The sequence below is a fragment of the Sinorhizobium terangae genome (genome assembly GCF_009601505.1).
In the GTDB taxonomy this organism is placed as follows: Bacteria; Pseudomonadota; Alphaproteobacteria; order Rhizobiales; family Rhizobiaceae; genus Sinorhizobium; species Sinorhizobium terangae.
This window is the reverse complement of the sequence record NZ_WITC01000032.1, coordinates 36,503-58,307: the sequence shown is the minus strand read 5'-3', so window position 1 is coordinate 58,307 and position 21,805 is coordinate 36,503. Positions and strand designations below refer to the sequence as shown.

Sequence of the window (21,805 nt, the reverse complement as noted above, 5' to 3'; positions counted from 1 at the left end):
TTTTCAGATTGTGCGGCGCACAAACAGTATCGCAGAATTGTGCACTCGTCATCCTCTCACCGTATTGGTGCAGGGGCGAACGAAACTATCTTCAGCGGCGCCAGGCCGACCCCCCGCTTCAGGTTGGTCGTCTCAACTGCAGACTGCGCAAATCCCGCCTGTGCGGCGGGACGGCAAGCCGCTGGTCGCGTCCTGCGTCGAAGCAGGCGTTGACAGAACGTTGCATATGCATCATTCTGTGTTGCATATGCACTATCGAGTGCCCCATGATGACGAGCAGCAACACCCCGACCGCCGAGGCAGGCGTTATAGGCGAGGTCACCCGCCATTGCGTGATGACCCGCACGCGTCGGATATCGCGCGTCGTAACCGGCATTTACGACCAGGCACTTCGGCCGCACGGCGTCAATGCCTCGCAGTTTTCGCTGCTGGTGCTGATCGCGAAGCTGGGCGGAGCAAGCCGCGCCGAAATCGGGCGGGCCAACTACCAGGATCGCTCAACGCTCACGCGCAATCTGGCGCCGCTTCTGTCGGAAGGCTGGGTCGAGGAGATCCCTTCCGAAGCGGGCGGCCGGAGCCGTCCGGTCTTCATATCGGAAGCGGGCAAGGAACTGTTGGTTATCGCGGCGCCCGCTTGGCGATCGGCGCAGGCGAAGGCAAGGGAATTGCTCGGCGAGGAAGGTATCACCGCCATCGTCAGCGTGGCTGACAGCCTTCCTCCCGACGAACCCGCAAGTCTTTAACGCAAACCCGACGAACAACGCTGCATGTTCCTCCAGGAACTGCTCTCATTTCCAATGTTGCATATACAGCATAAGGCGTGAACTCGAAACTCAACCTGAAAGGATAATCGCTTGAGCACCATCGTCAGAGCCGCCGCCGTGCAGATCAGCCCCGTATTGTACAGCCGAGAGGGTACGGTCGCCAAAGTCGTGAAGAAGATTCGTGAGCTGGGCAAACAGGGCGTCCGGTTCGCTACCTTTCCCGAGACCCTCGTCCCTTACTATCCCTACTTCTCCTTTGTACAGTCGGCGATCGAGATGATGCAGGGAAAGGAACATCAGCGCCTCCTCGAACAGTCGGTCACGGTCCCGTCCGACGAAACGCGGGCGATCGGCGAGGCTGCGAAAGCGGCGAACATGGTGGTCTCGATCGGCGTCAATGAGCGCGATGGAGGCACGATCTACAATACGCAGCTTCTCTTCGACGCGGACGGCACGCTGATCCAGCGCCGCCGCAAGCTCACGCCCACCTATCACGAACGCCTCGTATGGGGCCAGGGCGACGGCTCGGGCCTCGTCGCCGTCGACAGCGCCGTCGGCCGCATCGGGCAACTCGCCTGCTGGGAGCACTTCATGCCGCTGGCGCGCTACGCCCTCATCGCCGATGGCGAGCAGATCCATTCGGCGATGTATCCTGGATCGGCTTACGGTCAGCCGTTCACGGACAAGATGCAGGTCAGCATCCGCCAGCATGCGCTCGAATCGGCCTGCTTCGTGGTCAACGCCACCGCGTGGCTCTATGCCGACCAGCAAGCCCAGATCATGAAGGATACCGGCTGTTCCATCGGGCCGATCTCCGGCGGTTGCTTTACCGCCATCGTCAATCCGGAGGGCCAGATCATCGGCGAGCCGATCACGGAGGGCGAAGGCGAAGTGATCGCCGATCTCGACTTTGCCCTGATCGACCAACGCAAGAAGCTCATGGATGCGGCTGGCCACTACAGCCGCCCCGAAACGCTGAGCCTGCTGATCGACCGGACTCCGGCGCCGCATGTTCACGAGCGAACCGCCCCGTCCAGGATCGACTTTCTGCGGGCCGCCGCCGATGAGCGCAAGACCATCGAGATTGTCTGAGCAAACCGCTCCAACAAATTGTAATCGAAAGGAATTCAATATGACCGCCACATCCGTGAATGAGAGGCCGATCCTTGTCACCGGAGCCGCCGGCGATCTCGGCGCCATCGGCCGCAACGTCACCGAAATGCTGCTCGCCAAGGGCAAAAGGGTGCGCGCGCTGGTCCGCAAGGAAGACGAGCGTGCCGAGGGTCTAAGGCGGCTCGGCGCCGAAGTCGTGCAGGGGGACCTGACCGATCTTCAATCGATGCACCGCGCGATCGAGGGTGTTTCCCGCATCTATTTCGGCATGTCGGTTTCGCCGGCCTATCTGGAAGCCACCGTCAACACGGCCGCCGTGGCGCGGCACCATGGTGTCGAGGCATTCGTGAACATGTCGCAGATGACGGTGACACAGATGAGCATCACCGAAACCACAGACAGCCCGCAGCACAAGCTCCACTGGCTTGCGGAGCAGGCATTGGCGTGGTCGGGGCTTCCGGTCGTGACCGTGCGGCCGACGGTGTTCCTCGAGGGCTTCTTCCTGCGGCTGGCCGCCGCCGGCGTTAGGGAGCGCGACGAACTGGCGTTGCCGCTCGGCGACAGCAAGACTTCGCCGGTCTCGGCTGTCGACGTGGCGCGCGCAGTGTCGGTCATCCTTGACGAGCCGGCGCCCCATATCGGCAAGGTCTATAATCTGACAGGTTACGAGTCGGCGGATCTGGAGCACTATGCGCGCGTGTTCTCCGAGGCGTTGGGCCGCAAGATAACGTATCGCAACATGCCGCTTGCCGGCTGGATCGAGGCTCTGCGCGGCTTCGGCGTGTCGGATCACCTCGCCAGCCACCTTTCCGTAATGTCGAAGCTTCACGCGGATGGGCGCTACGACCGTATGACGGACGACTTGTTCAAACTCACCGGCAGGACGCCGACGAGGGTGCATGACTTCGTCAAGCTCCATGCCGCTGAATTCACGCAACGTGAAGCATCGGCCTGGGGGTAAGACCGATGCCGGCCGGGGCTCGCCCGGCCCGCCGACGGCGCGCCTGGATACATGGGCTTACAAATATCCCGCGCGTCCGACACATCGCCAATACACGCCTGCACTGAAATCGACGCCGGCCTCGGATGAAGGCTCGATCATAGGAGTGAAAGGATGACCTTATGAAACCCACTCGGATCATGGCAGCCGCATTGTTGATCGTTGGCGGCGGATGGACGCTGAACGTTGCTGAGGCACAGCAGCCGGGAATTCACCGCACCGATATCCTCAACGACGATCTTGGCACCCCCGGACGTGAGGTCGTCCAAGTGCGTGTCGACATCGAACCGGGCGCGGCCTCGATCAAGCATTCCCATCCGGGCGAAGAGGTCGCCTATGTCCTCGAAGGCTCGCTTGAGTATCAACTCGAGGGCAAGGCCCCAGTGACGCTTCACGCCGGCGAGGCCCTGTTCATTCCGGATGGCGTGGCCCACGTGGCGAAGAATGTCGGCAGCAGCAAGGCCTCGGAGCTCGCGACCTATATCGTCAACAAGGGCAAGCCCCTCGTCGTGCCCCTCAGGTGAGCTTTCTTGCGATGAAACGGATATTGGGTACGACCGGCAAAGGGGTGCGAACTTGAAATCGGCCAACGCTTTCACTCTCTCCCGTCGAGCCCTGCTCCTCAACGGAGCGGCTGCGGCGAGTCTTGCAGCAATATTCTCTCCCGCAATGGCGGCCGCCTCGCAGTCTTTCGCGGCCGACGACATCCGTCCTTTCCGCGTCGACGTGCTGGAAGCAGAACTCGTCGATCTTCGCCGTCGCCTTGCGGCGACGCGCTGGCCAGACCCGGAAACCGTCAGCGACCGGTCCCAGGGCGTGCAACTCGAGAAGCTTCAGGCGCTCGCGCGCTATTGGGAGACGGACTACGACTGGCGCAAGGCCGAAGCGAAGCTCAACGCCTTGCCGCAGTTCCAGACGAATATCGACGACCTGGACATTCATTTCATCCACGTTCGCTCGCATCACGCGAATGCATTGCCGCTTATCATGACCCACGGCTGGCCCGGTTCGATCTTCGAGCTGCTGAAAGTCATCGGTCCTCTGACGGATCCGACGGCGCACGGGGGGAACGCGGAAGACGCTTTCCATCTCGTGCTTCCGTCCATCCCCGGCTTCGGCTTTTCGGAGAAACCCAAGGGCACCGGCTGGAACCCGGCCCGCATCGCCCGCGCCTGGCACGCCCTCATGCAGCGCCTTGGATACAGCCGCTATGTGTCACAGGGCGGCGACTGGGGCGCCATCATTTCCGATGCCATGGGACGCCAGGCGCCTTCGGGCCTGCTCGGCATCCATGTCAACAGGATCGAGCGCTCCACCACGCTCCCGCCTGACGTTGCGAAGGCCCTGAAATATGGGGAACCCGCCCCGGCTGGGCTGACCGCCGAGGAACGAGCCTTGTTTGATGAAGCCAGGGAATTCCTCAACAAGGGTTTCGGATATGCGGCGATCATGGGCACGCGTCCGCAAACCGTCGGGTACGGCCTCGCCGACTCGCCGGTCGGATTGGCGGCATGGTTCTACGACAAGATCGCAGACTGGGTGTTCACCCGTGGCGAACCGGAGCATGCGTTGAGCCGTGACGAGATCCTCGACAACATCACGCTTTACTGGCTGACGAACACGGGACCCTCAAGCGGCCGGATCTATTGGGAGAACGCTGCCGGCAACAGTAAACTGTCCGCTATTTCGATCCCAGCGGCCGTGACAATTTTCCCGGGCGAGGTCTACCGGCCGCCGAAGAACTGGGCAGTACGGACTTATCACAATCTCATCTACTACAACCGAGTGGACAAGGGCGGGCACTTCGCCGCCTGGGAGGAGCCGGATCTATTCAGCAGAGAGCTGCGGGCCGCTTTCCATCCTTTGCGTCGGTTCTATTAGGTTAGAGCGGGATGGGAGAGGAAAACCGCGCACACTTTTCCTCATCCCGCTCTAAGCACCTCGCCATAGGCGCACTGTCGAGCGATGCTGCCACAGCATGCTGATTTTGATAAGGAATGGCTATTGAACGGTGGAGATCGCGCGATGGAGCACATTGATCACATCCTGGTCGTCGATGACGATCGGGAAATCCGGGAGCTGGTATCGGCTTACCTGAAGAAGAACGGCCTGCGCGTTACCGCCGTCGCCGATGGGCGCCAGATGCGCACATTCCTCGAAGGTAATACGGTCGATCTGATCGTTCTCGACGTCATGATGCCGGGAGACGACGGCCTCGTCTTGAGCCGCGAGCTGCGTGTGGGCAGACACAAGGCGACGCCCATAGTCATGCTGACCGCCCGCTCCGACGAGATGGATCGCATCATCGGACTTGAAATGGGCGCGGACGACTACCTCGCCAAGCCGTTTTCGGCGCGCGAACTGCTGGCCCGCATTAAGGCGGTCCTGCGGCGCGCGCGCATGCTGCCTCCAAATCTTCAGATCTCCGAGGCTGGGCAGCTGCTGCGTTTCGGCAGATGGAGGCTGGACACGACGGCGAGACATCTCGTTGACTCCGACGAAACGGTCATTGCACTCAGCGGAGCCGAATACCGCCTTCTGCGGGTTTTCATCGATCACCCGCAACGCGTCCTCAATCGCGATCAGCTGCTCAATCTCACGCAGGGCCGCGATGCCGAACTCTTCGACCGCTCCATCGATCTCCTTGTCAGCCGGGTTCGCCAGCGTCTCGGCGACGATGCCCGGGAACCGGCCTACATCAAGACCGTGCGCAGCGAGGGCTATGTCTTTTCAATGCCGGTCGAAATCGTGGAACCCCGCTGATGGCGCCCTCCGTTCTCAACGGAATTCGCCTGTGGCCGCGCACACTCAGAGCGCGGCTGTTCGTCATTCTGCTTGCCGGCCTGGGGATCGCCCACGCCATGTCGTTTGCGGTGCTGTTTTCCGAACGCTACATCGCCGCCAGGTCGGTGATGTTCAATACGCTCGAAAATGACGTCGCGACATCGATCGCCATCCTTGACCGGCTCCCGGCCGCCGAGCGTGCCGCCTGGCTCGATCAACTTGCCCGCGGCTCCTACCGGTTCGTTCTGGGGCAAGGCATCCCCGGCAATCCCGTGCTTGGGGCTGATGACGTCGAGGTCGCCTCCAGGATCCAGACCGCGATCGGCGCGAAATACCCAATCGAGGTTGAAGCGATCCCGGGCGGGGCCCGCCATTTTCAGGCCCATCTTCGTTTGAGCGACGGCGAACCGCTGACGATCGATGTCACGCCAAGGGGCGTCATGCCAGTGGCTGACTGGCTGCCCTACGTACTCGTTGCGCAGCTTGCCCTCCTGGTGCTGTGCAGCTGGCTCGCGATGCGCCAAGCCGTCCGTCCCCTCGCCAACCTCGCGAGAGCCGTCGACACGCTTGACCCGAACAGCAACACGCCGCGGCTCAGCGAGATTGGACCAAGGGAAGTCGCCTATGCGGCAACGGCCTTCAATGCGATGCGTGATCGCATCGCACAGTATCTGGAGGAGCGCGTGCAGATCCTCGCGGCGATTTCACATGATCTCCAGACGCCGATTACGCGCATGAAGCTCCGCGCGGAAATGGCCGAAGAATCCGTCGACAGGGACAAGCTCATTCAGGATCTCGATGAAGTCGAACGTCTCGTGAAGGAAGGAGTCGCCTATGCGCGCAGCGCCCATGGCAACGACGAACAGGCATCGCGCATCGACCTCCCCTCGTTCATCGAGAGCCTGGCCTATGATTATCAAGATACCGGCAAGGCCGTCACAGTCGGAGAATTGAGCAGCGGGGCCATCCTGATCCGGCCGCACGCCTTGAAGCGAATCCTCACCAATCTGATCGACAACGCGCTGAAGTTCGGCGGCAGCGCGGAAATCGAGGTGCAGCGTCGCGCCGATGACACCGTGATCATAAAGGTTCTCGATCGAGGCCCTGGCATTCCGGAAAGTCAGCTGGAAGCGGTCATGGAACCCTTCTACCGCCTGGAGCAGTCGCGCAACCGCGACACCGGTGGGACGGGCCTCGGCCTTGCCATCGCCCAGCAGCTTGCCACCGTCATCGGCGCTTCATTGACGTTGCGCAACCGCGAAGGTGGCGGCCTTGCGGCAGAAATAGCCCTCCGCCAGTAGCGCAATTCCAGGAAGGATGCATAGCGGAGTTCCGTCCTGAATTGTGTATTCTCAACTGGTTAGATATTTCACTTCACCTAAAGTGTTAACTGCCGCTTTCCACGGCAGCAGGGCGGGCTCGGCCGCCCTGCTCCCGCATTCGTTCATGCGGCGGTCGCCGCTCCGGTCTGCTCGCGCACCATGTACTCGGCGTACCAGGTGGGCCAGTCCTCGTCCCGGTGGCCGAGTTGCTTCTCGTATTCGCCGTGTGCCGTCTCCGCACGCCGGAAGGCGCTCGCGAGGTCCGCCGCCGAGGCGAATGTCGTGGCGCTCGCATCGACGCGTCCGGGCAAGCGCTCGGTCACCTCCTGGATGAGCCAGCCGTTGCCGTCCGGATCGCTGAACGTGGCATAGGAGCGGTAGCTGCCCCGCTCGGGGTGCCGTCCGCTCACGGGCGGCTGTCCGGGGCCGGCGCGATGAAAAACTTCGCTCACCTCTGCGCCGCGGCCGACGAGTTCAGCGCGCGCCGCCTCAATATCCGACACGACCAGGTACATCCCGCTTGCCGAGCCGGGCGCGGCCGAGGTGATCCCCTTCCCGAAGTGGATCGAGCTCGGCGAACCCGGCGGGGTGAACTGCACCACGCGGAACGCGTCACCGACGGCAAAGTCGGCGTCGAGCCTCCAGCCGAGGCCGCCGTAAAAATTCTTGGCACGATCGACGTCGGAAACGGGGATGACGACGACCTCGAGCTTCAGGTCGACCGTTGGCGCTCCCCCGGTGCTGGTTTCGGTTGTCATGGCTTTCTCCTTAGGTTTTAGAAGGGCGGCGCGCCATGGGCGCGCCTCTTGTTTGTCAAATCGACTGCCGCAAGGATCTGAATGCGGCTCTGAGTTCCTGCGTGAAGACCTCCGGCTGTTCCCAGGCGGCGAAGTGTCCGCCTTTTTCCAGCCGATTGTAATGAATGAGCTTGGGAAACGCCTTCTCTGCCCAGGAGCGCGGTGCCTGATAGAGTTCGTCCGGAAATGCGCTCACGGCAACCGGTATTGTAATGCCCTTCGGGGCAAAGAACGCGAGCTTATTTTCCCAGTAGAGGCGTGCCGAAGACACTCCCGTGTTGGTCAGCCAGTAGAGGGTTATGTTGTCGAGCACGTCGTCTCGCGTCAGGCCCTCGCGCTCACCGTCGAAGACGCGGGCGATGAGGTCATAGCTGCGTGCATCGTGGTCAAGCATCCAGCCTGCCAGCCCGATCGGCGAGTCGTCGATCCCGTATAGCGTCTGCGGGCGCTTGCTCATCTCCAGGGCATAGGAGAGGCCGTTCTTGTAGAAGAAGTCGAGCTGCTCATAGGCCCGAAGCTCGTCGGGAGAGAGGCCGGACGGCGGCGGGCCGCCGACATCAAGCGCCTTCTGGATTTCTTTCGGTACTGCGCCCGGCATGTTGGTGTGAATGCCGATGAGCTCCGGCGGCGCCTGAACGGCCATCTGCTCGGTGACCGCGTCACCCCAGTCGCCGCCCTGAGCGACGTATCTGGTGTAGCCCAGGCGCTTCATCAGCACCGTCCAGGCACGAGCGATCCGGACCGGATCCCAGCCAAGTTCGTCAGGCTTGCCCGAAAATCCATGGCCGGGCAGCGACGGTATGACGACGTCGAAAGCATCCGCCTCGGTCCCTCCATGGGCCGTGGGGTTCGTCAGGGGCTCGATGATCTTCATCTGTTCGACAATCGAGCCGGGCCACCCATGCGTGACGATCATCGGCAAAGCGTTCTTGTGCTTCGAACGTACGTGAATGAAGTGAATGTCAACCCCGTCGATGTTGGTTACGAACTGCGGGAGGGCATTGAGTCTCTTCTCGAACTTGCGCCAGTCATAGTCCGTCGACCAATACTTTGCGAGCTTCTCCATGGTGTCGAGCTGCACGCCCTGGGTGGCATCCCAGACCAGCTCCCGCCCGGGCCACTTGGTTGCCACGATGCGCCGCTTGAGGTCGGCAAGGGCCTCGTCTGTGGCACGGAACTGGAAGGGACGGATGGATTCGTCGAAGGCCGGTTTGGTTTCAGCCGCACCGACCACCGAAGGCTGCCCAACGGTTGTAGCACTGCCGGAAGCGGCAGAAATCGTTCCGGCGTAGGCGGCGGCCGTGGGAAGAAAGACGCCGATCGCTCCGACCAACAGGGAGGCCGCAACACGATGCTTATCAATCAACGAATAGAATCTGGTCATGTCATTCTCCTATTCTGTGACGTCGACGGACCGCCGCCGATTTGGTGTGAAACGCAAATGCTGATGGCGGCGATACTCTCGATGTCGAGTAAAACACGGATTCATTCAGTTCATTTTCCAATACCAATACTAAGACGAGGCGCTTGTGGCTCAAATGTCGTATATACGGCTTTTTCGGCCATGCCGGCACGCGTCATCTCGGCCCTCGATGCGTGACTGCCTTGTTCGACTGTCGAGGCACACTTGGCACTCTGCACGTGTATCGGATGTTTCGGGACGGGCGCGAAATGTCAGCCAATCCTCACAGAATAGAGGACAGACACATTGCGATACGAATGCACGTCACGCGCTCGGGTGGCTCACTGCTCGTCATCGGCAACTCCGGAGAAGCCGGAGGTGCCGATGGCGCCCTGATGATGCGTCTTGCACACTAGAGTGGTCGTCACCAGCGCGTGCACGAGTTCGGACATCACCGCCTGCTGGCGAAGTTGATCAGAAACGATCGACGTCGACCACGGCCTGGGCAAATGCTTGTGGTGCCTCCTGCGGCAGGTTGTGGCCGATGCCGCCGGTGACCGACCGGTGCTCATACCTGCCCGAGAACTTCTTGGCATAGGCTGCGGGCTCCGGATGCGGCGCGCCGTTGGCATCGCCCTCGAGCGTGATCGTCGGCACGCCGATCGATGGGAGTTTGGCGAGCTTCGCTTCCAGATCATCGTATTTCGGCTCGCCGTCAGCCAGGCTGATCCGCCAGCGGTAATTGTGGATCGTGATGTCGACATGATCCGGGTTTTCGAATGCCGCTGCGCTGCGATTGAAGGTGGCGTCGTCGAAATTCCACCTCGGCGACGCGAGCTGCCAGATGAGCCTCGCGAATTCGGCGCGGTTTTGCTCGTAGCCGGCTCGGCCGCGTTCGGTAGCGAAGTAGAACTGGTACCACCAGGCGAGTTCCGCCTTTGGCGGCAAGGGCTTCTTATTCAGGTCACGGCTGCCGATCAGATAGCCGCTCACCGAAACCAGGGCCTTGCACCGCTCCGGCCAAAGAGCGGCGATGATGTTGGCGGTGCGCGCGCCCCAATCGCAGCCCGCGATGACCGCCTTCTGGATCCCCAGCGCATCCATCAGGTCGATGATGTCGGCGGCGATTGCCGACTGTTGGCCGTTGCGCGGCGTGTCGGGCGACAGGAAGCGCGTCGTCCCGTAGCCGCGCAGATAGGGAACGATCACGCGGTAGCCGGCCGTGGCCAGCAAGGGCGCCACATCGACATAGGTATGGATGTCGTAGGGCCAGCCATGCAGAAGGATGACCACAGGGGCGTCGCTCGCACCGAGCTCGGCATAGCCGACATTGAGCAGGCCGGCGTCGATCTGCTTGAGCGAGGCGAAGGATGTGTTCGTGCCAGGTGCGGTCGCAGGAATGCGGACCTCAGTGGCTGATTGTGCATGGGCGATGCTCGTCATGCCGAGTTTGGCAGCTGCGACCGTCAATGCCGCCATGCCCATGAAATGCCGCCGCGGCTGGTTGATTTGCTCCGTCATCGACTTTTTCCCCGATTGCGTGAAGACAGCGACAGGTGCCGGCACCCACTTGTCTTCACTGTGTCCTCAGCCGGCGAAATTGAAAGCCAATGTCGAAATCGGGCGCGCAGACATATTGAGATACAATTTCATGCCGCTGCGTCGGCACTCGCCGAGGTTGGCGAAACACCAGATCGGGGGCCGCTTCCGGCTGCCTATGCGCTTTCGCGCGCATTCCGCCGGATCGTTTGTGGCGGCTGGCCGAGCGTGCGAAGGAAGGCCCGGCGCATACGGTCGCGGTCGGCAAAGCCGGTTTCCTCGGCGATCACGTCCATGGAATGCCGGCCCTGCTCCATCATCAGCCGGGCCGCCTCCACGCGAATATTCTCCACCGCCTTGGCCGGCGACTGTCCGGTCTCGGCCCGAAACGCCCGGCTGAACTGTCGCGCGCTCAGCCCGGCCGCATCCGCCAGCTCTTCCACCGACAGGACTCCGCGCAAGTGAGCCTTGGCGTAGTCGATCGATCGCTGGATCCGGTCAGACTTCGGATCGAGCTCGAGCAATGCCGAGAACTGCGACTGGCCGCCGGCGCGCCGATGATAGACGACGAGCTTGCGGGCGGCCGCGCGTGCAATGTCCTGGCCGTGGTCCTTCTCGATCATCGCAAGCGCGAGATCGATGCTCGCCGTCATCCCGGCAGACGTCCACACGCTTCCGTCGACAATGAAGATGCGATCTTCCTCTAGCTTGACCGTCGGGAACCGCTCCTGGAACTGGCGCGCGAAGGCCCAATGGGTCGTCGCCCGACGCCCGTCCAGCAGGCCAGCTTCGGCGAGGATGAAGGCGCCCGTGCATGGGGCAGCTACGCGCCGCGCCGTTTCGAGCGCATGACGCGCGAACTCGATCAATCCCGCCGTCATCGGCTCGATCGTTGAGCTGGCGCCGAACATCACCGTGTCATAGGCGGCGTCATCGAAGGCTTTCGTGAGGACACCGAAGCCGGCGGACGATTTGACCTCCCCGCCCGTTTCCGAAAGCAGCTCTATCTCGTAGGCCGGCTCTCCCAGCGCGATATTGGCCATCTCGAAGGCGGTCACCGCCGCGAAGCCCATGAGCTGGAATCCTGGAAAGACGACAAAGCCGATCCGATGCATGACGCAATTCCCTGGCTGGAATTGCTGTATATATGGCATCTGCGACATGACATAAACCCTGTGGTGTCTCGCTCATCTTTTCGGCCTTTCGAATGGCCGCCGTCGCTGTCGCGCTTTCGACGACTGGTCGTGCATTCATCATTTGAGGCGGTACGCGCTCCGGAGCGCATACCGTATCGCTCCAAGAGAACGCGTTAGCCGGCCGCTGCTCGATATCGGGCGGCGGGGACACTGCGGGAAAGGTTCGGCATCAGCTTCTGGCGGGCTGCCTCGTAGGCATCCCAATCAGCGGCGTCCGGCAGTGCCGGTATCGTGATCCGTTCACCCATATCGAAGCCCGCGAGCGCCGCGTCCACCATGTCCTCGGCAGGCATCACGATCTCACTCGGCACATGTTCCAGCGGCGTTCCGGCAATGCCCCAGAAATCGGTCGCCGTCGCGCCGGGGAGTACGGCCTGGATGCGGATATTCTTCTCGGCAAGCTCCTTCTGAAGCGACAAGGTGAAAGCGAGGACGAAGGCCTTGCTGCCGCCGTAGACGCCGTTCAGCACTTCCGGTGCGATGCCGACGATCGAAGCGATGTTGATGATCGCACCGGTCCCGCGTGCCGCAAAGCTGGGCACCGCAGCATAGGTCAGCCGCGTCAGCGCGCTGACATTCAGCGTAATCATCTCTTCCATCTTCTCGATATCGGAGTTGAGCAGCGGGGCGGTCGCGCCAACGCCGGCGTTGTTGACCAACATGGTGATGCTGGCGTCGGTCTGAAGGATCTTCTCGACGCGATGGACATCGGCCTTATTACCGAGATCCGCGGTGACCACCTCGACGCTGCGGCCGGTGTCGTCGGCAAGGCGCCTGGCCAGTTCACTTAGGCGGGCCCGGTTGCGAGCGACCAGGATCAGATCATATCCCCTGCGCGCCAGGCGATCGGCGTAGATCGCACCGATGCCCGAGGATGCGCCGGTGATAAGCGCGGTACCTTTCGAATGCTGGGTCATGAGGGACTCCGTTCCGTTGGATTTGGAGCCCTGATACTAGTCCGAAAAGACAATGTCTCAAATGTCATATATCCGGCATTTTAGGACATAGCGCGTCGGCTGTTTCTGTCCGGGGGGCAACGCCGTCGGGACATCACCGTCGGGCGTCGGCCGGAACTATCGCCCCGCCGAAGAGCGCGACGATCGCCGACGGCTCCCGCGGATCGGAATCCCAGGCACAGGGCGCGGCGGCGAGCGCGACGATGGCAATGCCCATCACAAGAATGCGCATGTGAACTCTCCTCTATTGCGTCTGACCATGGTGATTGTGACGCTGGCGGGGTACCGCGGCAGCCCGGTGGAGGCGGTCGAGAGACGGAACCCCTTCGCCGCTCGACCGGGCAGCATCCCTCGCTGCCCGAGGCTTGCTTCCGCTATCCAAACGTGAATACGAATGCTTCAACACCTGGATCAAGGAAGCGGATCTCGAACGTCCGCTCCCGCACCTCTCCCGATTGGCGTACGAGTTGATAGAGCCGCGTTTCCGAAACCGTACCGTTGCCATCGCGGTCGACGTCCGAACCGTGATCCGGACCCGGTGAAACGCCGTCGACCTTCACCTGAAAGCGCACTTCCCTGTCGCCGGCCCCTGGTCCGAGGACGAGGTGCAGGTCGCGGGCGCTGAACTTGTAGGTGATGCCTCCGCCGGCGCGATTGAGTGTCGCCTGCTCAGGCCCGACGGTCCAGTTGCCGGCGAGGCCCCACTGGTTGAGGCGAGGCTTTCCGGTCGTATAGTCGCGTGGCTCGTCGGCCGCGACACCTTCGGGCGATACGAAGTTCGCGGCACGCATGTAGCCGACATAGTCCTCACCCGACTGCAGATTGGCGAAGTCGGGCGCGGCCTCGGCGCCCTTTGCCTCCGGCCTCACGAGATCGCTGCCGTTCCGGTGGCTGCCCGCCGCTTCCGCCAGCAGTTCCTGTATGACGCGCTCGGACTGCTCGTATTCGCCCTCTCCGAAGTGGTGATATCTGATCCGCCCCTCCGCATCGATGAAATAGTGCGCCGGCCAGTAGCTGTTCCCGAAGGCGCGCCAGATGGCGAAGTCGTTGTCGATCGCAACGGGATAGCCGATCTTGAAATCCTGTACTGCCCGCCTGACGTTGTCGATACTCTTCTCGAAGGCGAATTCAGGTGCATGCACGCCGATGACCACTAGCCCCTGGTCCCGGTATTTTTCAGCCCAGGCGCGAACATAGGGGATCGTGCGAATGCAATTGATGCAGGAGTAGGTCCAGAAATCGACGAGCACGACCTTGCCGCGCAGTTCTTCCGCGGTCAGCGGCTTGGAATTCAGCCACTCTACGGCACCGTCGAGCGGTGGGAGAATGCCTTCCACCGGCAAGCTGCTTCGATACGTCTGCCGCTGACCGTTCGCGGCCGATGCGGCACGATTTACAGTTGCCGCTCCGGAGGTGTCAGCCCCCAGACGGTTCAGGAGCGACTGCTCAAGATTCGCCGTGCCCGCATAAGACAGTCGTGCCAGCATCCCCGTATCGAGGCCGAGCGCAATTGCCGCGACGCCGGCGAGCACGGCGATGCCAAGCACCTGCCGCAGACGCTCGCCAAGACCGAGCGACCGCTTCATCGCCGCGAATACCTTTCCGCCGGCGAATACAGCGAGGGCGAGCGAGGTGGCCGCGCCCGCCGCGTAGGCGGTGAGCAGAAGAGTCGTCTCGACGTTGGCGCCGTGGAGTGCGGCACCGGTCAGGACCAGCCCAAGAATCGGCCCGGCGCAGGGCGCCCATAGAAGCCCGGTTGCTACGCCAAGGAGCAGAGATGCTCCAACGCTCGCCTTCTGCCCGGCCGTTTGTCGTGCGAGCCGGTTGCCGAGGGCGACTGCCGGCCGGGTGACGATCGCTGCAACCTGCGGCGAAAGCAACATCACGCCGAAGACCGCGAGCACCACTATCGCCGCATATCGGCCGGCCTCATTCGCCTGGACGGCCCAGTCCCCGCCGATCGCAGCAAGCGTCGCCACGCCCGCGAATGTCACGACCTTTCCGAGAAGCATCGGAAGAATGCTCCTCGTGAATGGTTGACCGGCTCGGGAAAACACGAAGGGCAAGACAGGAAGGATGCAGGGGCTGACAATGGTCAGCACGCCTGCGAGATAGGCTATCGTGAAAAGGATCATCGTCGTCCCTCTGCAATGAACCAACGCCTTATTCAGCGTCGGTCGCGCTTGACACGCGCAGCAAGAGACCAGAGCGAAGTATCCGGTTTGTGTCCTCCTCCAAGGGGATGTGTATCAAAATGCTGCAGGAGGTCCCGGGAACCTCCTGTACCCGCAAATGCCGCCGGCGAACCAGCCCGTGCTAGAGACGGCTACTGCAGAAGCTTGAGCAGTTCCTTGGCAGCCGAGGTCGAGGAAGAAGGGTTCTGTCCAGTAATTAGCCGCCCATCCACGACCGTGAAATCAGCCCAGTCGGCGGCTTTTTCAAAGCGCCCGCCCAGACGTTTCAATACGTCTTCGACAAGGAACGGCACGACGTCGGTCAGTTGCACCGCCTCCTCCTCGGAATTGGTGAAGCCGGTAACGCGCTTTCCTCTGACGATGGGCTGCCCCTGGTGAGTGACCGCTTTGAGAACAGCCGGGCCATGGCAGACGGCCGCGACCGGCTTGCCGGTGTTGTAGAAATTCTCGATCAGGGCGATCGAGTTCTTGTCGTCGGCGAGATCCCACAGGGGGCCATGTCCACCCGGATAGAAGATTGCGTCGAAGCCGTCGGCTTTGACGTCGCCGAGCTTTATTGTAGTTGCCAGTGCCTTCTGGGCCGCCGGATCTTTCTTGAAGCGCTCCATCGCCTCGGTCTGGTTGCCCGGCTCGTCGCTCTTGGGATCGATCGGCGGCTGGCCGCCCTTCGGCGAGGCGAGCGTGATCTCCGCACCGGCGTCCTTGAAAACATAATAGGGTGCAGCGAACTCCTCGAGCCAGAAACCGGTCGGTTTGCCGGTGTTCCCGAGTTGGTCATGCGAAGTCAAAACCATCAAGATTTTCATCGTCATTCTCCCTCTTTTGAGGCGCCCAAACTTGGGATCGCCGGGATAATTCTCGACCACGGGGCTTCGTACCATGAGGATAGCTCGTCCATGACCACACGGGCACAGATGTTCCAGCTTCTCAGCCTATTCCTGGTACTTGGCCGGATATTGGCCGATTGCAGCGGCTTCTTCTGCACCATATTTACTTCTTGCCGCCTTCGCGGGAATACTTGGTGCACGACAGTCACTCTCCCGCAAAACGGCAGAATAAGATGGATCGCATCGATGCAATGAAAGTGTTCGTTACTGCGATCGACGAGGGCAGCCTCGCCGGCGCCGCTCGCCGGTTGAAGCGATCACCGACGGCGGTCAGCCGGGCGCTGAGCTTCCTGGAGGCCCATGTCGGTGTCGAGCTCTTGCATCGCACGACCCGCACGCTCAAGCTGAGCGAGGCCGGGCAACGCTATGCGGCCGCCTGTCGGCGGGTGCTCACCGACCTCGAGGAAGCCGACATGCTCGCAGGAGGAGAGCGTTCCGCGCCCCGTGGGATGTTGACGATTTCGGCGCCACCAATCCTCGGCGAAGAGGTGCTTCGCCCCATTGTCGATGACTTCCTCGACCTCTACCCCGCCGTGTCGGCCCAGCTTCTTCTTCTCGATCGGTTCGTCAACCTGGTGGATGAAGGAATCGACATCGCCTTGCGCATCGGCCATCTGGCGGATTCGTCGCTCATCTCCACGCGGATCGGCGGCGACGTGCGGCGGGTCGTGGTCGCCTCGCCTCGATACCTCGCCAATCATCCTCGTATCGATGAACCTGCGGACCTCGCCAAGCATCAGATCGTGGCCTTCACCAATTTCGGTCTTGAGTCCTGGAGCTTTACGCCCGCGGAGGGCTCGTCCATCCCCAGAACGGTCCAGTTCACGCCGAGAAGCATCGTCAACAGCGTGCGGGCTGCAGCCGCCTCAGCGGCCGCGGGCCACGGCGTCACCCGGCTCTATTCCTACCATGTCGCGGAGTATGTGAGAGACGGGCGCCTCAAGATCGTGCTCGCCGACGCCGAGCATCCGCCCCTGCCGGCACATATGCTCGCACCCCAAGGTCGCATGTCGGTGCCGAAGGTCCGTGCCTTTGTCGACTTCGCCGCGCCGCGTCTGCGCTCCGAATTTGCTCGCTTGGCGGCAGGATCGGGTACGCTCGGCTGATTATGCCGATTCGCGAATGAGTGTCCGCCAACCGCTGGCAATTCTCCCAAAGATCGGACGGATCTAACTTCGATTGCACCAACGCCGAGGGCGGAGGGCGGACGCAGGGAAGCGGCCGCTGCAATCGAAAAAAGGATCACGATCATGGCTACCGAACAGAAAGTCGTCATCATCACCGGCGCATCACAGGGCATCGGCGCGGGGTTGGTTCGCGCCTACCGCGACCGAAACTACCGCGTCGTCGCCACCTCCCGGTCCATAAGGCCGAGCGCTGACCCGGATATTCACACGGTCGCCGGCGATATCAGCCAGCCGGAGACCGCGGAACGGATCGTCCGAGAAGCGCTCGAACGCTACGGCCGCATTGACACGCTGGTTAACAATGCAGGCGTCTTCCTCGCAAAGCCGTTCGTCGAAATGTCCGAGGAGGACTACGAGCATAACCTCGGCGTGAACGTGGGCGGCTTCTTCCACATCACCCGACGCGCTGCGGCCGAGATGCTGAAGCAGGGCTCGGGCCACATCGTCAGCATCACCACCAGCCTGGTCGACCAGCCGATGGTCGGCATACCGTCCGCCCTTGCCTCCCTGACCAAGGGTGGCCTGAACGCGGTGACTCGGTCGCTGGCGATGGAGTTCTCGAAGAGCGGCGTTCGCGTCAACGCGGTCTCCCCGGGGATCATCAAGACGCCCATGCATGCGCCCGAGACGCACTCGGCGCTGGCCGGACTGCACCCGGTCGGCCGCATGGGCGATATCCGCGACATCGTCGACGCCGTTCTTTACCTCGAGTCCGCCGGTTTCGTCACCGGCGAGATCCTCCACGTCGATGGCGGCCAGAGTGCCGGACGCTGGTAACCCGCACAATGGAGAGCGGCCGCGCTGTAGCGGCGCGGCCGCGGTCAACGACGAAAAAATTTACACAAAGGAGACTGCAATGCCTATCGTCACCGTACAGGTTACCCGTGAGGGAAGCGTACCGGGCCGCAATTCGGTTACCGCCGAGGAGAAGGCCGCCATCATAAAGGGCGTCAGCGAGGTGCTCTTCAACGTCCTGAACAAGCCGCTTGAATCAACCTATGTCGTGATCGAGGAGGTCGACCTCGACAATTGGGGCTGGGGCGGCCTTCCCACCGTTCAATACCGCCAAAGACGGGCCGCAGAGGCAAAGTCCTGACGTCCCAACCTAGGCGTTTGCCGTCTGTCGGTGCGCCCCGCAGGCGGCAAGCGATCCCACACACGCGAGAAAGCGACTGGAACTTGCGGAGATCGAACATGGCAACGATCATGCACAACAATGCTTTTCGAAAACTGGGGCTGAAGCATCCCCTCATTGTCGCACCGATGGCGGGCGGTCCTTCATCGCCTGAGCTTGTGGCAGCAGCGTCAGCCGTAGGCGCACTGGGTCAGCCGGTGCGGCTTGTTCAAGTCCGGAGGAGATCGAAAAATTCGCCGCTCAAGTTCGTCGGCGTACCGATCGGCCCTTCGCGCTCAACCTCTTCATTCCCCCCCGATCCCCCAGATTGATCCCGGCACGGTCGAGCGAGCATTCGCAGCCACTGCCAAGTACCGCGCCGAAGTCGATCCGGCGCCCGCGGCCTTCTCGGGACCGTATGCGGAAGACTTCGATGCACAGTTCGAGGCGGTCCTCCGGGTCCGACCGGCTGTCTTCAACTGCGTCTTCGGACTGCCGTCGGCCCAGCATATGCGCGCCGCACGACGGGCTGGCATGCTCCTCATCGGCACTGCCACAGCGCCGGAGGAAGCGCAGCTCCTTGAAGAAAGTGGCGTCGACGCGATCACACTTCAGGGCTTCGAGGCCGGCGGTCACCGCGGCACTGGCGGTGCCGATGGGCACGGCGTTCCTGGCCAGCGCCGAAGCGGCGCCCTATTGGTCGAAGCTTCTGGAACCCACACGAAAGACACGGACGACACGGGTCTTTTGGGTCGCCTGGCACGCGGGATTGAGAACCGCTTCATGGACGAAATGAAGGCCGAGGCAATCATGCCCTTTCCCGCGCAGAACAAGTTCACGCGCGATATCAGGAGCGCATCGGCGGCCGGCGGTTCGGCGGATTTCCAGTCGTTATGGGCCGGCGCAGGACAAGGAGATCTATGGCAGGGCCCGGCATCCGAACTGATCGACCAACTCTTCTCGAATGAAGGAACAGTCGGGACGAAGGCGCGCCAGTGGCTAGGCGAACTCGATGGTCAAAGGCAGGTCGTGATTCCGCCATCGACATAAAGCGTGTGTCCATTGACGAAGGATGATGCACGGCTGGCAAGAAAGACAGCCGCGCCGACGAGCTCATCAACGTCGCCCCAGCGCGCCGCTGGTGTCCGCTTTTCCAGCCACGAAGAAAACTCTTCGCTGTCGACAAGCGCCTGGTTCAACGGCGTCTTGAAATAGCCCGGTGCAATGGCGTTCACCTGCAGGCCGTGCTTTGCCCAGTCGGCGCACATGCCGCGCGTCAGGTTTCTCACTGCACCCTTGGTCGCGGTGTAGGGGGCGATCCCGGGACGCGCGAGCTCGCTTTGTACCGAGGCGATGTTGATGATCTTGCCCTGCCCGCGCTTGATCATGTGACGAGCGGCCGCCTGGCCAGCGTAGAAGACGCTGGAGATGTTCGCTTTCAGCAGCTGCTCCCAGCGCTCGGCCGGAAAGTCCTCGAGCGCCGTGCGGAACTGCATGCCGGCATTGTTGACCAGGATGTCGATCGGCCCGATATCCCGCTCGATCGCGTCGATGCCTTGCCTGACCGCATCGTGGTCGGTGACGTCGAAATCGGAAACCGACACCTCATGTCCGGCATCCCGCAGCGATTTTGCTGCACTTTCCAGTTTCGAGCGGTCCCGCCCATTGAGAACGATCGAGGCACCATGCTCGGCGAGACCACGCGCCAGCGCGTAGCCGATGCCCTGCGACGAGCCGGTGACAAGGGCACGCCTGCCTGTGAGGTCAAAAAGTGGAAAAGCCATTGCTGTGTTCTCCTGCGCCATGTCGCCCCCGCCTCAGCGATTAAGCCGATGCAGCGCCAGACGCCCGTCTTCGCCGAGGCGGGCTTCGACGTCGGTGTAGTGCGCCAGCGTGATATGAGGCATGTCGGCGGCCGCGACATGTGCGCCGGTGATAACCGCGACTTCTGCCCCCGCTGCTCTTCCTGCAAGGATGCCGGCCGGCGCGTCCTCGAAGACGAGGCAGTCCTCTGCGCTGACGCCCAGCCTTCCGGCGGCAAGAAGGTAGCCTTGCGGGTCGGGTTTTCCGGCCGATACATCTTCACCGGTTACCATCAGCCGCGGCGTCGGTATCCCTGCAGCGGCAAGGCGGCGGACCGCGAGTTCCAGCGGCGCGGAAGTGACGATCGCCCATTTCTCCGGTGGCAGGGAGTTCAGAAATGCGATGGCGCCCGGAATTTCGACGATGCCCTCGACGTCCGCGATTTCCGCAGCGGCCAGGTCGCGCGCTTCATGTTCGGCGTCGACCGCGAGGCCCAGTGTGCGGATGACATCGGCCGCGCGCACGCCGTGTACGGACTTCATCAGAATTTCGCGATCGACCCCGTTGCGGACTGCCCAGGCCCCCCAGACCCTTTCGACGACGGCCATCGAGTTGAGCAACGTTCCATCCATATCGAATAAAAGGGCGGCAAAGCTTTTCGTGAAGAGCGATGAATTCAACTGATCCAAGCCAATCCCCTTGGTAATGGAAGCGAGCGACGAGCGCACGGGTATAATCTTGCGCACTGCATGACAATCCCTCGCTTCCAGTGATGCCACTTGAAAGCGGGATGATTTAGCCGTCCACGCTCTCGGCGACGAGAAAACCGACCGGGCCGCCCGGCTGGTCGTCGTCGAAGACAGCGCAGGAAAGCACGCCGCCGAATACGGCTCCGGAATCGACATTGGTCCTGTTGCCGACTGTCCTGGGATTGCTTCGGCTCGGCGTATGGCCATGGCACAGATGCTTGCCCCAGTAATCGCCGGAATGATTTGACGGGGTTCTGATCCAAAGCAGGATGTCGTCGCCCTGCTGGTCCAGCGGAATATTCTCGTCGACCCCGGCGTGCACGAAGATGCGATACTGATCGACGATGATGGACGGCCTCTCGGCCATCCAGACAAGATGGCTCAAGGGTATTGCTCCGCCATAGGATGCCATGGTCTCGTCGCCGCCGTTCATGAGCCACGCGCTCATCTCGGCGTAGCCTCTTCGTGCGGCCAGGAGCATTTCTTCATGATTACCCTTGAGGGTCAGCCATTCCCAGCCGGGCTTCGTCGGCCCCGCCATTATCCGCTCGACCACACCACGACTCTCCGGCCCCCGGTCGATCAGATCGCCAAGGAATATGATCCTGCCGCTCGGCACGGCGGATTCGATGCTTGTCAGTAGGGCTTCGAGCTGCGCCAGGCATCCGTGAATGTCACCGACTGCGAAGGTAAGACGTCGGGCATTCATGCATTGGATCTCCTGCACTTGTTCAGGGTGGCGTTCTCCGCTTGATGAGAATCGACCGTCGCCGCTGCATGTGTCCTTAAATCGTGGCCGATTAACGATAAAAACATGCAACAATTCAAAGTGCTACAGCGACCTTTGTGCGGCTGAAAGGACGCGCGGCACTGTAGTGGTGGGCGCTTCCGGATGCGGTAGCGCCGGAAGTCGGGCACAAGCTCTAGCGCAAATTCTTGCCCAGGAGAATCCAAATTCTGAAAAAAAGCGCGGTAACTCAAAATGTTACGGCAGCCT

General features: G+C 62.0%; 23 protein-coding genes. 12 read left to right on the top strand and 11 right to left on the bottom strand.

Going from position 1 to position 21,805, the window contains the following annotated elements:
- Positions 1 to 266: 266 nt before the first annotated feature.
- From GHK62_RS07220 to GHK62_RS07190, 7 genes are all read left to right on the top strand, one after another.
- Positions 267 to 743 carry a MarR family winged helix-turn-helix transcriptional regulator gene (locus GHK62_RS07220; RefSeq protein ID WP_234886805.1) on the top strand — a complete coding sequence of 159 codons (477 nt, stop codon included), beginning with the start codon at positions 267 to 269 and terminating at the stop codon, positions 741 to 743.
- A 111-nt stretch (positions 744 to 854) separates the two neighbouring features.
- Positions 855 to 1,856 (top strand): nitrilase-related carbon-nitrogen hydrolase, encoded by a 1,002-nt coding sequence (locus tag GHK62_RS07215; protein WP_153437638.1) that lies wholly within the window; start codon positions 855 to 857, stop codon positions 1,854 to 1,856.
- Positions 1,857 to 1,896: 40 nt separating this feature from the next.
- Complete coding sequence (locus GHK62_RS07210) at positions 1,897 to 2,838, top strand: NmrA family NAD(P)-binding protein (protein ID WP_153437636.1); 942 nt, start codon at positions 1,897 to 1,899, stop codon at positions 2,836 to 2,838.
- Between the two features lie 161 nt (positions 2,839 to 2,999).
- Entirely contained in the window at positions 3,000 to 3,401 is a 402-nt protein-coding gene (locus GHK62_RS07205; protein ID WP_153437634.1) for a cupin domain-containing protein, read from the top strand.
- 52 nt (positions 3,402 to 3,453) lie between these two features.
- On the top strand, positions 3,454 to 4,758 hold the full coding sequence (locus GHK62_RS07200) for an epoxide hydrolase family protein (RefSeq protein WP_234886804.1): 1,305 nt from the start codon (positions 3,454 to 3,456) through the stop codon (positions 4,756 to 4,758).
- Positions 4,759 to 4,902: 144 nt separating this feature from the next.
- The gene (locus GHK62_RS07195; protein WP_153437632.1) at positions 4,903 to 5,640 is read left to right on the top strand and encodes a response regulator; all 738 of its coding nucleotides are present in this window, start codon (positions 4,903 to 4,905) and stop codon (positions 5,638 to 5,640) included.
- Entirely contained in the window at positions 5,637 to 6,962 is a 1,326-nt protein-coding gene (locus tag GHK62_RS07190) for an ATP-binding protein (RefSeq protein ID WP_153437630.1), read from the top strand. The genes GHK62_RS07195 and GHK62_RS07190 overlap by 4 nt, the downstream gene beginning before the upstream one ends.
- Positions 6,963 to 7,105: 143 nt before the next feature.
- On the opposite strand, the gene GHK62_RS07185 is transcribed toward GHK62_RS07190, so the two are convergent.
- The 8 genes from GHK62_RS07185 to GHK62_RS07150 all read right to left on the bottom strand — a co-directional run bounded on the left by GHK62_RS07185 (position 7,106) and on the right by GHK62_RS07150 (position 15,874).
- Positions 7,106 to 7,741, bottom strand: a complete 636-nt coding sequence (locus GHK62_RS07185; RefSeq protein WP_153437628.1) for a VOC family protein — start codon at positions 7,739 to 7,741, stop codon at positions 7,106 to 7,108.
- A gap of 55 nt (positions 7,742 to 7,796) precedes the next feature.
- The gene (locus GHK62_RS07180) at positions 7,797 to 9,164 is read right to left on the bottom strand and encodes an epoxide hydrolase family protein (RefSeq protein ID WP_234886803.1); all 1,368 of its coding nucleotides are present in this window, start codon (positions 9,162 to 9,164) and stop codon (positions 7,797 to 7,799) included.
- 492 nt (positions 9,165 to 9,656) lie between these two features.
- The gene (locus GHK62_RS07175; protein WP_153437626.1) at positions 9,657 to 10,703 is read right to left on the bottom strand and encodes an alpha/beta fold hydrolase; all 1,047 of its coding nucleotides are present in this window, start codon (positions 10,701 to 10,703) and stop codon (positions 9,657 to 9,659) included.
- Between the two features lie 194 nt (positions 10,704 to 10,897).
- Positions 10,898 to 11,836 (bottom strand): GlxA family transcriptional regulator, encoded by a 939-nt coding sequence (locus GHK62_RS07170; protein ID WP_153437624.1) that lies wholly within the window; start codon positions 11,834 to 11,836, stop codon positions 10,898 to 10,900.
- Between the two features lie 194 nt (positions 11,837 to 12,030).
- The gene (locus GHK62_RS07165) at positions 12,031 to 12,834 is read right to left on the bottom strand and encodes an SDR family NAD(P)-dependent oxidoreductase (RefSeq protein ID WP_153437623.1); all 804 of its coding nucleotides are present in this window, start codon (positions 12,832 to 12,834) and stop codon (positions 12,031 to 12,033) included.
- A 133-nt stretch (positions 12,835 to 12,967) separates the two neighbouring features.
- Entirely contained in the window at positions 12,968 to 13,105 is a 138-nt protein-coding gene (locus GHK62_RS07160; RefSeq protein WP_153437622.1) for a hypothetical protein, read from the bottom strand.
- Between the two features lie 142 nt (positions 13,106 to 13,247).
- A complete protein-coding gene (locus GHK62_RS07155; RefSeq protein ID WP_153437621.1) occupies positions 13,248 to 15,008 on the bottom strand; it encodes a cytochrome c biogenesis protein DipZ in 1,761 nt (586 codons plus the stop codon).
- Positions 15,009 to 15,199: 191 nt separating this feature from the next.
- Positions 15,200 to 15,874: a type 1 glutamine amidotransferase domain-containing protein gene (locus GHK62_RS07150; protein WP_167528172.1), complete on the bottom strand. Its 675-nt coding sequence runs from the start codon at positions 15,872 to 15,874 to the stop codon at positions 15,200 to 15,202.
- Between the two features lie 254 nt (positions 15,875 to 16,128).
- Between GHK62_RS07150 and GHK62_RS07145 the strand changes: the two genes are divergently transcribed.
- From GHK62_RS07145 to GHK62_RS07130, 5 genes are all read left to right on the top strand, one after another.
- Positions 16,129 to 17,061 carry a LysR family transcriptional regulator gene (locus GHK62_RS07145; protein WP_153437619.1) on the top strand — a complete coding sequence of 311 codons (933 nt, stop codon included), beginning with the start codon at positions 16,129 to 16,131 and terminating at the stop codon, positions 17,059 to 17,061.
- A gap of 144 nt (positions 17,062 to 17,205) precedes the next feature.
- Complete coding sequence (locus GHK62_RS07140; RefSeq protein WP_153437618.1) at positions 17,206 to 17,919, top strand: SDR family NAD(P)-dependent oxidoreductase; 714 nt, start codon at positions 17,206 to 17,208, stop codon at positions 17,917 to 17,919.
- Between the two features lie 79 nt (positions 17,920 to 17,998).
- Positions 17,999 to 18,238 (top strand): tautomerase family protein, encoded by a 240-nt coding sequence (locus GHK62_RS07135; RefSeq protein ID WP_153437617.1) that lies wholly within the window; start codon positions 17,999 to 18,001, stop codon positions 18,236 to 18,238.
- A 98-nt stretch (positions 18,239 to 18,336) separates the two neighbouring features.
- Positions 18,337 to 18,588: a hypothetical protein gene (locus GHK62_RS34125; RefSeq protein ID WP_234886814.1), complete on the top strand. Its 252-nt coding sequence runs from the start codon at positions 18,337 to 18,339 to the stop codon at positions 18,586 to 18,588.
- On the top strand, positions 18,482 to 19,306 hold the full coding sequence (locus tag GHK62_RS07130) for an NAD(P)H-dependent flavin oxidoreductase (protein WP_234886802.1): 825 nt from the start codon (positions 18,482 to 18,484) through the stop codon (positions 19,304 to 19,306). The genes GHK62_RS34125 and GHK62_RS07130 overlap by 107 nt, the downstream gene beginning before the upstream one ends.
- On the opposite strand, the gene GHK62_RS07125 is transcribed toward GHK62_RS07130, so the two are convergent.
- The 3 genes from GHK62_RS07125 to GHK62_RS07115 form a co-directional block, all read right to left on the bottom strand.
- Positions 19,273 to 20,040: an SDR family oxidoreductase gene (locus GHK62_RS07125; protein ID WP_153437616.1), complete on the bottom strand. Its 768-nt coding sequence runs from the start codon at positions 20,038 to 20,040 to the stop codon at positions 19,273 to 19,275. The two genes, GHK62_RS07130 and GHK62_RS07125, sit on opposite strands and share 34 nt — an antisense overlap.
- A 33-nt stretch (positions 20,041 to 20,073) precedes the next feature.
- The gene (locus GHK62_RS07120) at positions 20,074 to 20,691 is read right to left on the bottom strand and encodes an HAD family hydrolase (RefSeq protein ID WP_380787191.1); all 618 of its coding nucleotides are present in this window, start codon (positions 20,689 to 20,691) and stop codon (positions 20,074 to 20,076) included.
- Between the two features lie 163 nt (positions 20,692 to 20,854).
- Entirely contained in the window at positions 20,855 to 21,517 is a 663-nt protein-coding gene (locus tag GHK62_RS07115; RefSeq protein WP_153437615.1) for a metallophosphoesterase family protein, read from the bottom strand.
- Between the last annotated feature and the right edge of the window lie 288 nt (positions 21,518 to 21,805).